Here is a 12,709-nt window from a genome sequence, read left to right on the forward strand (position 1 = left end):
TGTCCGCGCCGGAAAGGACGGGTGCGCCTACTGGCGAACCGCCGGTGTTTCAACGTCCAGGCCCGTTCCACGCCAGGTCACATAGACCTCCAGGGCCATCAGCTCGTCCGAGAAGGCCGCCGGAAACTCTGCCCGTGTGTCACGGATACAGCCGCGGAAACGGTTGTGCAGGGAGACCATCGCCGACTGTTTCAGGCGGTAGGTCGGGAACCCGTTAACATTGCCCTGGCTGAGGTGATCGGCGCGGATGTAGTTGCCGTTGTAGTCCTCGTGACAGGTGGCGCAGGCCAGGTTCAACTGTCCCGTGCGGGTGTAGTAGACTTCCTTGCCCTGATCCCACCAGGCCTTCATGTCGCCCTGGGTCAGATCGACTTCCACCGGCATGCCAATCGACTGATGCTTGATATAGGTGGTGAGCGCCTTCTGGTCGGCCGCGTCGAACTTGTAGGGTTTGGCCTCCATGTTGGCTTCGCGGCACTGGTTGATCTGCAACTCGATGTTGAACGGCTTGCCGGCGTCGGCGTTCCATTTGGGGTAGGTCGCGCCCAGCCCTTTCAGGAATTCCGCACCGTCCTCGTGGCAGGAGGCACAGGACTTGCCGGCGGCTCCGTCCGCGGTGTTCCAGATTTCCTCGCCGCGCTCCACATAGAGCATGCCGGGGTTCTGAAAGCTGTCCGCCTCGAGATCGCGGGTTTCTTCCGTGCGATAGTGCCAGCCGGAAATGATCTCATCCAGCGGATGATCTTCCGGAGCCGCGACGCGCGTCCTGATTTCCATTTCCCCGTCGATGACGAGCTTGTCTTCGGATGGCCCCCCGGCCAGCGCCATGCCCGTTCCGAGCGCGAGCGCCGTGAACAGGGTGGCTATGCTTTTGTATGTCTTGGCCAAATCGTCTCCTCCCGATTTGCGCGGATGGTTGTCCCGCGCCCTATTCAACAGCGATCTTCTTCTCCGTCTCGTAGACGCTGCCGTCGTCGTCCACCCAGGTGAACTTGAACGTGCCCGGTTCATTCACCTTCGCGTTGAACTCCATGTAGGGGTTGGCGGAAACCGCCGGGTCCATGTCGCAACTGAAGACAACCTGTCCGTTGAATTCGCAGGTGAACTTGTTGATGATCTGGCGCGGGACGAGTTCACCCGACTTGTCCTTGCGCTGACCCGATTCCATCGGATGGCTGATCAGGGTCTTGATCGTGATGACTTCGCCTTGAGATGCCTTCTTGGGCACTTTCACGCGTGGTTTGGGGGATGCCATGGTGTGTCCTTCGTGTCCTGATCCGTTCGATTAGCCGCCGCAGCCGCCAATGGTGACCTTGACTTCCTTGCGGTCGATGAAGGTCGAGCCATCGTTCATCCGGGCGACAGCGATGACGTCCTGGGTCTTGGCCAGCCGGATCCGGGTCTTGGCTTCCGCAGCACCGCTCATCGCGGTGAAATGAAAGGTGGCAACGGCCGGGCTGGGGTTGCCGTCCGCCAGGATGAGAACGGATTCGACATAGCTGTCGGCCGTCATCGGGCTGTCGACAGAAACGCCGACGGGAACCGTGTTGCCGTTTTCCGCGATTTCAGGCGTGTCCAGGGACACGGTGCCTTCTGTCGGGGCCGCCCCGCCGGTGAAGGCCTTGATGGCGGCATCCGTCTTGTCCGTCATGGCGAACGAAAGCGTGGGATTGAATGCCAGTACGGTCGCGGCGCCTGCCGTCAGACCGAAAACTTGGCGTCTGGTAAAGGTCATCTCTTGCTCCTTGAAACCCGAGATCAGTTTTCTTTGAGTGTCAGCAGGTAGGCGACAACGTCTTCCACCTGCTGCGCGTTCAAAATGGTCTTGCCCTGGTGATCCCCGGCAACGTTGATGCCCACTTTCATGGTGTAGAAACCGGGCATGATGGATTGTTCGCCGAACACGTCCTTGCTGTTCACGACGATGGCGCGCAGCTGGGCTTCGCTCCAGCGGTCGGCGACGCCGTCCAGAACCGGACCGACTTCGCCGTGGAACAACTGGTCGTTCAGATCGGCGTTGGCATGGCAGGCAAGGCAGTTGCCCTGCTTGCGGTCGGCAAAGGCTTCCCGCCCGGCAACCGCGTCACCCGGGGCTCCCGTCAGCGATTGGCCGAGTTCCATGTCCACGATCGGGACACTGTCGGGTGCCACCGTTCCGGCGGATGCCACGGATGCGGCCATGAGAGCCATGCCGGCCAGTGCCGCCGGCAAGGCTTTGAATGTCGCGACCTTCGTCATTGTGTCGGCTTTCCTCCTCAAAGCGAAACGTCCGGTTCCGGCCCGGTTCCGTTTCTGCGGCAGGTCCGATTCCCGAGCCTGCCTGTCCTCCTCATATTAAAAGATATGATTTTTTGCATATGTTATGCAATAGGTCTTTTTACTAGCATGCTCCGGATTGCCGGGTCCAGACCCGCAGCTACTCGGATCCAAGCCGGCCTTCTTCCCGTAACTCATTGATAATACGGGCATGATACTTCTGAAAATGCTCGTCGCTGTCGTAGCCCTTGTCATGAACCCAGCGGAACATGTTCAGGAAAGTCCACTTGCCGAAGGCGCCCGGCATAGTCGCGACGGCGGCGTCCGAGACGGTTCCGTCCGCCGGCACGTCCTCGGGAAGAAACACGATGGTGGGGGTGAAGACATAGCCCCATTTGCGCGCGGCGGTCTTTTCCGTCAGCTCCTCGCCGTCCAGGTCGATCACCTCCTCGTCGCCGAACATGTTGTACTGGACGACCATGAAATTCTCTTTGATGTAGTCGCTCACTTCCGGGTCGGAGAGCAGCTTTTCATGCATCTGCCGGCAGTAGATGCAGCCGCGCTGTTCAAAAATGATGGCAAGGCGCTTGCCCTCGTCCGAGGCGGTCTCGATGTCCTCGGCGATGTCGCGAAAGGTCACGGTGAACCAGGGCTGCTTGTGCAGGCCGTCTTCACCCATGGTGGCGGCAAAGGCCGTAGCGGCAAGGACCGTCGTGCCGACCGCGACCGAGATCTCGAGTGCCAGGATCAGATATTTCCAGATACGCATGTCACAATCCTCCCAATAGAACTCTTTTGATGTCAGCCGATCTGCATGAAAACCGGGAAGGTTTCGAGCAACCAGAAGGCAATGGCGGACATCTGGCCGGTGATGAACAGCAGACCGGTGAGGACCAGGAAGCCACCCATGATCTTTTCAACCGTGCCCATGTGTTTTCGGAACCGGCCGGCGAATTTCAGAAACCGGCTTGCGAACGCCGCGGCCAGCACGAAAGGCAGGCCGATGCCCAGGGCGTAGACGGCCAGAAGGCCGGCGCCCTGCCAGGCCGAGCCGGAAGAGCCCGCGACAAACAGGATGGCGGCCAAGACCGGACCGACGCAGGGCGTCCAGCCGAAGGCGAAGGCCAGCCCCATGAGGAAGGCACCTGCAAGGCCCGCCGGCTTGCTCTCCACATGGACACGGGCCTCGCGCAGGAGCAGGCCGAGACGGAGCACGCCGAGGAAGTGCAGGCCCATGAGGATGATGATGGCGCCCGCGATATAGGACAGGACGTCGTAGTAGCGGGCGATCTGCTGGCCGACGACACTGGCTGTCGCGCCGAGGGCCACGAACACCACGGTGAAGCCGAAGACAAAGGCGATGGCGGCGAATATGACGCGCCGGCCGGTCTCCGCCGTGGCGGCATCGCCCTTCAGTTCGTCGACGCTGACACCAGCGAGATAGCACAGATAGGGCGGCACGATCGGCAGCACACAGGGCGAGACGAAAGAAAGCAGCCCGGCCAGAAACGCCCCGCCGAGAGAAACATCCAGCATTCATCACCTCCCTGTGAGTCTCGAGCTCGGATGCTTTAAAATATTCAAAAAATACTATATATTGCAATCAGAGAAATTCGGAGATGGCAAAATGGCCTTCACAAATCGCTTTCCGGCACTTGCCGGAGCCCTGATTGCGGGGTGTCTGGTTGCGCTGCCCGCGGCGGCTGCGGAGCTGATCATGCTGGAGCAGCCGGGCTGCGTCTGGTGCAAGCGCTGGAACGAGGACATCGGTGTTGCCTACCCGAAGACCGAAGAGGGCAAGACGGCGCCGTTGCGGCGGGTCGACATAACCGGCGCCTGGCCGGAAGATCTGTCCGGGATTGCGCGCGAGCGGCTCACGCCGACTTTCATACTTGTGGCGGACGGGGTTGAATACGGCCGGTTGCGGGGGTATCCCGGCGCGCATTTCTTCTGGCCCCTGCTGTCGGACATGCTTGAAAAGCTTCCCGAAAAGATCAACTGATCTTGTTGATCCGGGCAAGAACATCGGGCATGTATCAGGGATGTTCCGTATTGTGCGGCGCGGCGCAGCGCGTGGATGGAGTTTAAGGCGTTCATGGACTTACCGGTCTTCGACAAAGACATGAATAAGAAGGACCTCGACCAGCTTCTGGCGCAGGCGCGCAAAGCCAGCGATCTTCTGAAGGCCCTGTCGCATGAAGTCCGGCTCGTCATCCTGTGCTTGCTGTCGGAAGGGGAAAAATCCGTTTCCGAGATCGAGGACATCCTGACCATGCCGCAGGCGGCCGTCTCGCAGCAGCTCGCGCGGCTGCGCCTGGAAGGCCTGGTCCAGTCGCGCCGTGACGGCCGCATGATCTACTACAAGCTCATGGACGACGAGGTGAATTCGATCATCACCAGCCTGTACGAGCTTTTCTGCAAGGATGTCCGGCCGAAAGCCGAGTGACACGGTGTCCTGTCACGCGGCCGGGTGCGCTGCAGCATCGACTGCGATTGCCGCTGATTTCGCCGCCTGTTAGGCTCTTTCACACAAGCCGTGTCAACGCGGCGGCCGGAAAACGTGGCCTGGCACCTTTGTTCAGGTCACCACCGTGGGAGGGAAAACGGGCATGATCGTTTCGGATCCGGTGCTGCTGGCGCCGCTCCTGGGGGTGCTGGCGGGATGCGTTCTGGGGTTTGCCGCCCGCGCGACCCACTTCTGCACGCTGTCTGCGCTCGAGCGCTACTGGTATGCGGGGGACGGCAACAGTCTCAGGACCTGGGTTCTGGCCTCGGTTTCCGCTCTGATCGGCACCCAGGTACTGGCCGCCTTCGGGCTGGCCGACATAGGTGCGTCTTTTTATCTGTCCCCCGAATTTGCCTGGACCGGAGCCATTCTCGGCGGCTTCATGTTCGGGATCGGCATGGCGCTGGTCGGCACCTGCGGCTTTGGGGCCGTGTTGCGCCTGGGCGGCGGCAGTCTGCGGGCGCTGGTGGTGCTGACCGTCATCGGCCTGTCCGCCCTTGCCGCGCAGCGCGGCATTGTCGGGGTCCTGCGTGTTCCGCTTGTCGACGACTTGGCCGTGTCCCTGGCGGGCAGCGGCAGCCAGTCGATGGGCGACATCCTGTCCGCCTGGACCGGCCTCGATCTGCGCACTGCCTTGGCGGTCACAATCGCGCTGGCCGGGCTTTTCTGGATCTTCAAGTCGGCCGCCTACCGCAGGCAGGGCAGCAGCATTCTGGCTGCCGTGATTATCGGAAGCGTCATCACCTTCGGCTGGTGGGCGACCACCTTTGTTGCTGCGCGTTCCTTCCAGGAGGTGCAGATCGAGGCCGGATCGTTTGTCGTGCCGGTCGGCGACACCATCCTGCAACTGATCACCTATACGGGCACCTGGCCCGACTATGGCGTCGGGCTGATCGTCGGCACCCTGTTTGGCGCCGTCGCCGCAGCCCTGTGGAAGCGGGACATTCGCTGGGAGGCGTGTGACGACGCCCGCGAACTCGGCCGGCACATTCTGGGCGGCACGTTCATGGGGGTCGGCGGCGTCTTCGCGATGGGGTGCACCGTCGGCCAGGGTATCACCGGGTTCTCGACACTCGCCATTTCCGCGCCGGTCGTGATGGTGTCCATGGCGCTTGGCGCCAGGGTCGGTCTTGCCTGGCTTCTGGAAGGATCGGTTCGCGGCGTGTTCCGCCGCAGCCATGACGGAGCCCGTCAGGCCGCCGCGGAATAATCCCTTCGTTCCCCGGGGTCGTTAAACGGATTGATTCACCGGAGTTTCATCCGGCGGCAAACCTGTAGGCGCCGCCGGCTTTTTCCACGCGGCCACTGCCGGGGTGGGGGAAATGAAACCCGATCACCCGCATGCGATCCTGGGCCAGACGGTCCAGGAGCTGCCTGCGAGTCTTTATGCCCATGTCGCGGTCCTGATCGGATCCGGATGCCCAGTCCGGTTTTTCGAACGAGATGACCGAATTGGTGATCGCGTCGCCGATGACCATGACGCTTTCCGAGCCGCCGTGGATGACATAGGACATGTGGCCGGGCGTATGGCCGGCGGTGTCGACGGCCTCCACGCCCGGCAGGACTTCCTGTCCGGGGCGGATCATGGAAACCTGATCCTCGATCACCTCGAAGCGTGACTGGGCGCCGACCACGAAGCTCTTGCGTTCCTCCGGCGTCGCGGACAGCGTGCCGTCGGCACGCCAGTAGTCCCATTCGCCCTGGGGTACCCAGATGCTGGCCTCCGGATAAAACGGATCGTCGAAATCATCGAGGATGCCCCACAGGTGATCCGGATGGGCGTGGGTCAGGACGACGTCGGTGATTTCCGAAGGATCGATCCCGGCGTCTTCCAGCTTGCCCGGCAGTTCGCCCGCACTCGGCTGAAAGTTGGCCCCTGCGCCAACGTCGAACAGCACCACACGGTCTCCTGTCCTGAGCAGGGTGACGTTGCAGTCCGGGGTCAGCATGTTGGTCGCCATGCCGTGCGGATTCAGCAGGGCGGCGATGTCTTCCTCGCTCTGTTCGGGCAGGACGAAATTCATCGGCAGCGACAGGTGGCCGTCCGAGAACACCGTGATGTCGTGATCGCCGAGGGTCAGCTGTGCCTCGGCGGACGCCGTGCGCGCCGCACCGGCCAGTCCGGCCGCCGCCACGGTCAGTCCTCCTGCGAGAACGGAGCGCCTGGAAAGGTCTTTGCGCGATGATCCGGACATGTCTTCCTCCACATATTCAAACTTTTGAATTTATCTATGTTTCCTTGAGAGAGGTCAATGCCTCATGGCCGGAAATGAGGCAGAACAGCCCTTCCGGTTGCCGAAGCGGCCGTTCTGGAGGGGGCGATGGATCTGACATTCCTGCTGGAGGCGATCTCCGAACCCTGGCTGCTCGCGTTTGGTGGCCTTGTGGTCGGTGTTCTGTTCGGCGCTTTCGCCCAGCAAAGCCGGTTCTGCCTGCGCGCGGCCAGTCTGGAGTTTTCAAGAGGCACGCCGAATGACCGCCTGCCGGTCTGGCTGCTGGCGTTTTCCGCCGCTGTTCTCGTGACCCAGGTCCTTGCCGCGATCAATGAGGTTCAGGCCAGTGAGGCGCGTCAACTGGCCTCGCCTCAAAGCCTGTCGGGCGCGTTGCTGGGCGGGCTGATGTTCGGGACGGGCATGGTGCTCGCACGGGGCTGTGCCAGCCGCCTTCTGGTGCTGTCGGCGACTGGAAACCTGCGCGCGCTGCTGTCGGGTCTGGTCTTTGCCGTGATCGCGCAGGCGAGCCTGCGCGGCCTGTTCCGGCCGCTGCGCGAATGGCTCGCGGGCCTGTGGACCACCGGGGATATCGGCGGCAACGATCTGGCCGCCCATCTGGGACTGACGTCCGCCATGACGATTGCGTTCGCCTGCCTCTGGCTTGCCGCCGGGCTGGTGTTTGCCTGGCGCGCCAGACTGAAGCTCTGGCAATCGGTTGCGGCCGTCGGTGCCGGCCTTGCGATCCCGCTTGCCTGGTGGTTCACGTCGTCCATGGCGCGGCAGGCCTTCGATCCTGTTCAGGTGGAAGGGGTCACCTTTACCGGACCGTCGGCGGACACGCTGATGCTGCTGCTGTCGCCGCCGGGCGACGTGCTGGATTTCGATATCGGGCTGGTGCCGGGGGTCTTCCTCGGGTCTTTCCTGGCCGCGCTTTTGACCCGCGAACTGAAACTGCAGGGCTTCGAGGGTGGCAGGTCGATGGCCCGCTATCTGACCGGCGCCACGCTGATGGGATTTGGCGGCATGCTGGCGGGGGGCTGCGCCGTCGGCGCGGGCATCACCGGAGCGTCCATTTTCGCGGTCACGGCCTGGATCACGCTGACCGCGATCTGGTTTTCGGCGGGTCTCACCGACCGGGTGCTCAGCGGGATCGAAACCGGTCGCCTGCAGGCGGCGCAATAACCGGGCCGACGGAGCGGTCGACCGCCAAGCTTTCTTCGCGTCTGCCGTCCCGTTCTTGAGCCGGGACCAATTCGCATAAGGGGAGGGTCCCGGCTCAAGGCCGGGACGGCCAGCAATTGGTGCTTGCGCCCGGTCGCTGCCGTTAAGCGCCTGTTTACCATAATCATGTTGCCTTCCCTGCAGGATAGAGTGATTAGTTCCTTGGCTTTTTGAACTTATTGACCGTGCGTTTCCACGCCGCCGCGAGGCCGGTACAGGAGCGCTGAAAGGACGCGACATGGCGTTGATGATGAACCGCCGCACATTTGCAGCGGGGGTCGGGCTGCTTCTGGCAGGCTGCCAGAGCAAGCAAAGCTCGATATTGCAAGCCGGCCTGACGCCCCTTGCGGACGGCACACCGGATTACGCGTCGGCCTATGCGCCCGTGACCGACGGGGGATTTTCCCTTCCCGGGATCCAGTACCAGAAATTCGATCCGCAATATCTCAGGCAGGTCGTCTACTATCCGAGCAAATATCCGCCGGACACGATTGTCGTCGATCCGAAAAACAGGTTTCTCTATCTGACCCAGCCGGGGGGACGCGCGATCCGCTACGGGATCGGGGTCGGCCGGGCCGGGTTCGCCTGGAAGGGGGAGGCGGTGATCCGCTTCAAGCGGGAATGGCCGAAATGGTTTCCGCCGGACGAGATGATCGAGCGCGATCCCAAATTGGAGAAATACCGGGACGGCCAGGACGGCGGGCCGCGCAACCCGATCGGCGCCCGCGGTCTTTACCTGTGGCAGGGCAACAAGGACACGCTGTACCGCATTCACAGCACCAATCAGCCGAGCAGTATCGGCACCAATGCCTCCAGCGGCTGCATCCGCATGTGGCACCAGGACGTCATCGATCTTTACGACCGGGTGAGCCTGGGAACCAAGGTCGTGGTGCTGGGCTGATCGGCCAAAACGGTCCGGACCGGCCATAATCGTCAGAACGGCCGAGAGTGGCCGGGGCCGGGTCATCCCCGGTACAGCCATTCGAATGCATAGCCGGCGAAAAGCGATCCGGTGACCGCCAGCAGCAGGTAGAGCAGGAATGGCCGCAACTTGAGAACCGGGAAGATCACGACCGCGCCCCAGATGCTGACGACGCCTCCGGAGACGAGAAAGGCAAGTGCCGCCCCGGGAGACATTCCGTTGTCGATGAGGCTGCGCGTCAGGGGCAGGGCGGCATAGCCATCGATATAGGCGGGCGCGCCGATCAGCACGGCAACCGGGATGGACCACCATTTGTCCGCCCCCGCGTAGGCCGCCAGGGATCCGGGTGTCAGCGCCGCGTTGAGGGCGTATTCGGCGGCGAACGCCGGAATCAGGCACAGCAGGATCAGGCGGGTGGTGGCAATGGCCTGACCGGCGAACAGGCGGCGCCTGTCGGCATCCTTCCAGACGACCGGGGTGAAGGCTCTTGCGGGTCCGCACCGAGGTGCGGCCAACCGTTTCGCCAGACCGGTCTCACGCAGTACCGGGTCGCCGCCACCTTTCCCCGATAGCACCGCCGTGACGGTTCCGCCATAGATCCCGAGGGCAAACGCCGCCAGCGTCTTGCCGACCGCGAAAGCCGGCCCGAGCGTTGCCGCCGTGGTTGCCAGCATGGCCGGATCGGTCACCGGTGACGACAGCCAGAAAGCCATCACCGGAGCCAGAGGAATGCCGGCGGCCAGCAGGCCGGTCATCAGGGGCAGAACGGTGACACCGCAGACCGGTGTCAGCGCGCCGATGGTGGAAGCAATCACGATGGCCGGCAGCGTCCGGCCCTCGAACGCACCGGCGACGTGACTGTCGGCGCCGCTGGCGATGATCCATGCGGTCAAGACGATACCCAACAGGACGATGGGAGCCACCTCGACCAGACCGAGGATCACCGAAACCATCATGCCGGAAAAGAAGTCCGGCCACAGACCGGCCAGCAGGGCAGTCAGGGCGAGCCCCGCGGCAATGGTCAGGCGCCACCGGGACCGCCGCTTGTCGGTCAGGATCGATTGCCGGGTGTTCATGTCTGCCTCCGCTGTTTCCGGCTTGCAGAGTAGGAGGTGTCAATTTATAAATAAAACGAATATCTTTAATATCAGATATGTGATTTTTCAATGGAAAATCTGGACAGCGACCTTCTCAGAACTTTTCTCGCCGTCGCCGGCACGGGCAGCGTCACCGAGGGCGCGCGCCGGATCGGTCGGTCGCAATCGGCAACCAGTCTCCAGGTCATGCGGCTGGAAGAGGTGCTCGGACGCAAGGTGTTCGCGCGCACCGGGCGCGGCGTGACGCTGACGGAGACCGGGCAGCGCCTGATGCCGGTCGCAAGAGAAGTGACCGGGCGGCTGGACGTTGCCTTGCGCGATATCACGTCCGACGGGTTGCGTGGCAAACTGCGCCTCGGCATCCCGGACGATCACGGGCGGGCGAAACTGGCGCAGATCCTGGGAGCGTTCGCGCAATCCCATCCGCAGGTGGAGCTGGAGGTCACCTGTTCGCTGAGCACGGAGTTTCCCGCACTGCTGTCGCGCGGGCAGCTCGATCTGGCGGTCCATGAAGTCGAGACGCCAAGCCCCCGGGAAGAGGTGATCCACGGAGACCCGACCTGCTGGGTCACGTCCAGTTTTCAGGATCTCGCGGCAGCCGATCCGGTGCCGGTTGCCCTGTTCGACCGGGCCTGCTGGTGGCGCGATGCGGCGCTTGCCGCGCTGGAAATCCGCGGCAAGCCTTACCGGATCGTGTTTTCAAGCCAGAGCGTTGCCGGCGTGACGGCGGCCGTGGAGGCGGGTATCGCCGTTGGCCTGCTGGGCCGGTCTTCGATCACGGATCACATGAGGGTGCTGGGCGCCGGGCAGGGCTTTCCCGAAACGCCGGTCTCCCGGCTTGTCGTTGCCACGGCGGCGCATGCCGACGAGACCCTGGCCGGCACGATGACGGCTGCCATCCGCGCGGCGTTTCGGGACTGAGCCCGCGCATCCGGGGCAGGGACGCAGCCGGCGGGCCTGTCCGCCCGTGCCCGCCCGTGGCCACCCGTGCCCGGTCAGATCGGCGGTCTGCGGGCAATTTCTGTGATGACGTCGAAGGCGGTGTCGACATCGGCGGCGGTGCAGTCGAACTGGCCGACCTGGAAGCGGATCACCTTGCGGCCCTCCAGCAGCGTCTGGGTCAGGTAGATCCTGCCGTCGTCGTTGATGGCGTCGACCAGTGCCTGGTTCAAGGTGTCGAGATCGTCCACGCCGGCAGGCGCATGGCGGAATGTGAACAGCGACAGAACCGGCTCGGACGTGATCTCGAAATCCGGCTCCGCGCGCAGGCGCCCGGCAAGCGTCACCGACCAGGCGACATGGTTGCGGATGCGCGCGCGCAGATCTTCCAGGCCGTGGTAACGTAAAAGGAACCACAACTTGAGCGCCCGGAACCGGCGGCCCAGGGGGATCGACCATTCCGAATAGTTGACGACGCCGTCATGGCCGTGGGTCTTGAGGAATTCCGGACGGATCGCCAGCGTGCGGACCAGGTCTTCCGGGTCGCGGACGAAATGGGCGGAGCAATCGAACTGCGCGCCCAGCCACTTGTGCGGGTTGAATACCATGGAATCGACGCCGTCCACACCGGACCAGAGGTCCCGGAACTCCGGAACGATCATGGCCGCCCCGGCCCAGGCGGCGTCGAGATGCACATAGAGGCCGTGGTCCCGTGCGACCGCGACAACGGCGGCGACATCGTCGGAGCCGCCGACGCCGGTCCCGCCGGTGCAGGCAATGATGCCGGCGGGTGTGTGGCCCGCAGCCAGATCCGCCTCGATGGCGGCGCGCAAGGCGTCCGGGTTCATGGCCCGCCGGGGCCCTTCCACCGGAATGCGAACCAGATTGTCCTGGCCGATGCCGGAGATCCAGATCGCACGGTCGATCGAGGTATGCACCTCGTTGGAGGAATAGACCCGCAGCCGGGGCTGGCCGGACAGTCCTGCCTGGTTGCCTTGCCAGTTCAGCGTGCGCTCGCGCATGGTCAGGATGGCGGCCAGCGTCGCGCTCGAGGCGCTGTCCTGAATGACGCCGGTGAAGCTCTCGGGCAGGCCGACGGCCTGGCGCAGCCAGTCCATCATCCGGGTTTCCAGTTCGGTCGCCGCCGGCGATGTCTGCCAGAGCATGCATTGGGCGGCCATGGCGGAGACGAGCTGTTCCGCCAGCATCGACACCGGCGCGGCATTGGCCGGAAAGTAGGCAAAGAAACGCGGGTGTTGCCAGTGGGTCATGCCCGGCAGCACGATCTTCTCGAAATCGGCGAAGATCCGCTCCATTTCCCCGGCGATCTCGGGCGCCGCCGCCGGCAGGGCATCGAGGATCTCGCCCGGCGCGACCTGCGCGCGGACGGGACGGTCGCGCAGGGTGCGGTGATAATCCGCGGCCCAGTCGGCGATGCGCCGGCCCCAGCCGGCAAAGTCGGTCCAGTTCATGTCTTTATACCAAACGCGGTCAAACGGGTTCCTTTCAATTGCGATTGGTATAACCTATGGCGCAACATCCGGCCCTGCCGCAA

The 12,709-nt window shown here is 63.5% G+C and carries 15 protein-coding genes; 6 read left to right on the plus strand and 9 right to left on the minus strand.

Features of this window, described 5'->3' with window-relative positions; translation table 11 throughout:
• Positions 1-27 precede the first annotated feature (27 nt).
• From soxA to AC0VX3_RS08020, 6 genes are all read right to left on the minus strand, one after another.
• Positions 28-828, minus strand: a complete 801-nt coding sequence (gene soxA, locus AC0VX3_RS07995; protein ID WP_475525155.1) for a sulfur oxidation c-type cytochrome SoxA — start codon at positions 826-828, stop codon at positions 28-30.
• 100 nt (positions 829-928) lie between these two features.
• A complete protein-coding gene (gene soxZ, locus AC0VX3_RS08000) occupies positions 929-1,255 on the minus strand; it encodes a thiosulfate oxidation carrier complex protein SoxZ (protein WP_475524259.1) in 327 nt (108 codons plus the stop codon).
• A gap of 30 nt (positions 1,256-1,285) precedes the next feature.
• Complete coding sequence (soxY, locus tag AC0VX3_RS08005; RefSeq protein WP_342892678.1) at positions 1,286-1,735, minus strand: thiosulfate oxidation carrier protein SoxY; 450 nt, start codon at positions 1,733-1,735, stop codon at positions 1,286-1,288.
• A 23-nt stretch (positions 1,736-1,758) separates the two neighbouring features.
• Complete coding sequence (gene soxX, locus AC0VX3_RS08010; protein WP_475524260.1) at positions 1,759-2,238, minus strand: sulfur oxidation c-type cytochrome SoxX; 480 nt, start codon at positions 2,236-2,238, stop codon at positions 1,759-1,761.
• 178 nt (positions 2,239-2,416) lie between these two features.
• Positions 2,417-3,025: a SoxW family protein gene (locus AC0VX3_RS08015; protein WP_475524261.1), complete on the minus strand. Its 609-nt coding sequence runs from the start codon at positions 3,023-3,025 to the stop codon at positions 2,417-2,419.
• 32 nt (positions 3,026-3,057) lie between these two features.
• On the minus strand, positions 3,058-3,792 hold the full coding sequence (locus AC0VX3_RS08020; protein WP_475524262.1) for a cytochrome c biogenesis CcdA family protein: 735 nt from the start codon (positions 3,790-3,792) through the stop codon (positions 3,058-3,060).
• A gap of 91 nt (positions 3,793-3,883) precedes the next feature.
• On the opposite strand from AC0VX3_RS08020, the gene AC0VX3_RS08025 reads away from it, so the two are divergent.
• From AC0VX3_RS08025 to AC0VX3_RS08035, 3 genes are all read left to right on the plus strand, one after another.
• A complete protein-coding gene (locus AC0VX3_RS08025; RefSeq protein ID WP_475524263.1) occupies positions 3,884-4,258 on the plus strand; it encodes a thioredoxin domain-containing protein in 375 nt (124 codons plus the stop codon).
• A 93-nt stretch (positions 4,259-4,351) separates the two neighbouring features.
• The gene (locus AC0VX3_RS08030; RefSeq protein WP_475524264.1) at positions 4,352-4,702 is read left to right on the plus strand and encodes an ArsR/SmtB family transcription factor; all 351 of its coding nucleotides are present in this window, start codon (positions 4,352-4,354) and stop codon (positions 4,700-4,702) included.
• A 163-nt stretch (positions 4,703-4,865) separates the two neighbouring features.
• Positions 4,866-5,972, plus strand: coding sequence for a YeeE/YedE family protein (locus AC0VX3_RS08035; protein WP_475524265.1), 1,107 nt, complete (start codon positions 4,866-4,868; stop codon positions 5,970-5,972).
• A gap of 46 nt (positions 5,973-6,018) precedes the next feature.
• On the opposite strand, the gene AC0VX3_RS08040 is transcribed toward AC0VX3_RS08035, so the two are convergent.
• Positions 6,019-6,957, minus strand: a complete 939-nt coding sequence (locus AC0VX3_RS08040) for an MBL fold metallo-hydrolase (protein ID WP_475524266.1) — start codon at positions 6,955-6,957, stop codon at positions 6,019-6,021.
• Positions 6,958-7,083: 126 nt separating this feature from the next.
• On the opposite strand from AC0VX3_RS08040, the gene AC0VX3_RS08045 reads away from it, so the two are divergent.
• Both AC0VX3_RS08045 and AC0VX3_RS08050 read left to right on the plus strand, forming a co-directional pair.
• Positions 7,084-8,157, plus strand: coding sequence for a YeeE/YedE family protein (locus AC0VX3_RS08045; RefSeq protein ID WP_475524267.1), 1,074 nt, complete (start codon positions 7,084-7,086; stop codon positions 8,155-8,157).
• A 277-nt stretch (positions 8,158-8,434) separates the two neighbouring features.
• Positions 8,435-9,097, plus strand: a complete 663-nt coding sequence (locus AC0VX3_RS08050) for a L,D-transpeptidase (RefSeq protein ID WP_475524268.1) — start codon at positions 8,435-8,437, stop codon at positions 9,095-9,097.
• Positions 9,098-9,159: 62 nt separating this feature from the next.
• Here AC0VX3_RS08050 and AC0VX3_RS08055 read toward each other — a convergent pair whose 3' ends face one another.
• Positions 9,160-10,194, minus strand: a complete 1,035-nt coding sequence (locus AC0VX3_RS08055) for a permease (RefSeq protein WP_475524269.1) — start codon at positions 10,192-10,194, stop codon at positions 9,160-9,162.
• A 90-nt stretch (positions 10,195-10,284) separates the two neighbouring features.
• Here AC0VX3_RS08055 and AC0VX3_RS08060 point away from each other — a divergent pair, with 90 nt between their 5' ends.
• On the plus strand, positions 10,285-11,136 hold the full coding sequence (locus AC0VX3_RS08060; RefSeq protein ID WP_475524270.1) for a LysR substrate-binding domain-containing protein: 852 nt from the start codon (positions 10,285-10,287) through the stop codon (positions 11,134-11,136).
• A gap of 74 nt (positions 11,137-11,210) precedes the next feature.
• On the opposite strand, the gene AC0VX3_RS08065 is transcribed toward AC0VX3_RS08060, so the two are convergent.
• The gene (locus AC0VX3_RS08065; protein ID WP_475524271.1) at positions 11,211-12,626 is read right to left on the minus strand and encodes a pyridoxal phosphate-dependent decarboxylase family protein; all 1,416 of its coding nucleotides are present in this window, start codon (positions 12,624-12,626) and stop codon (positions 11,211-11,213) included.
• Between the last annotated feature and the right edge of the window lie 83 nt (positions 12,627-12,709).

It is taken from the genome of Roseibium sp. QJM3NY_11, assembly GCF_056173175.1.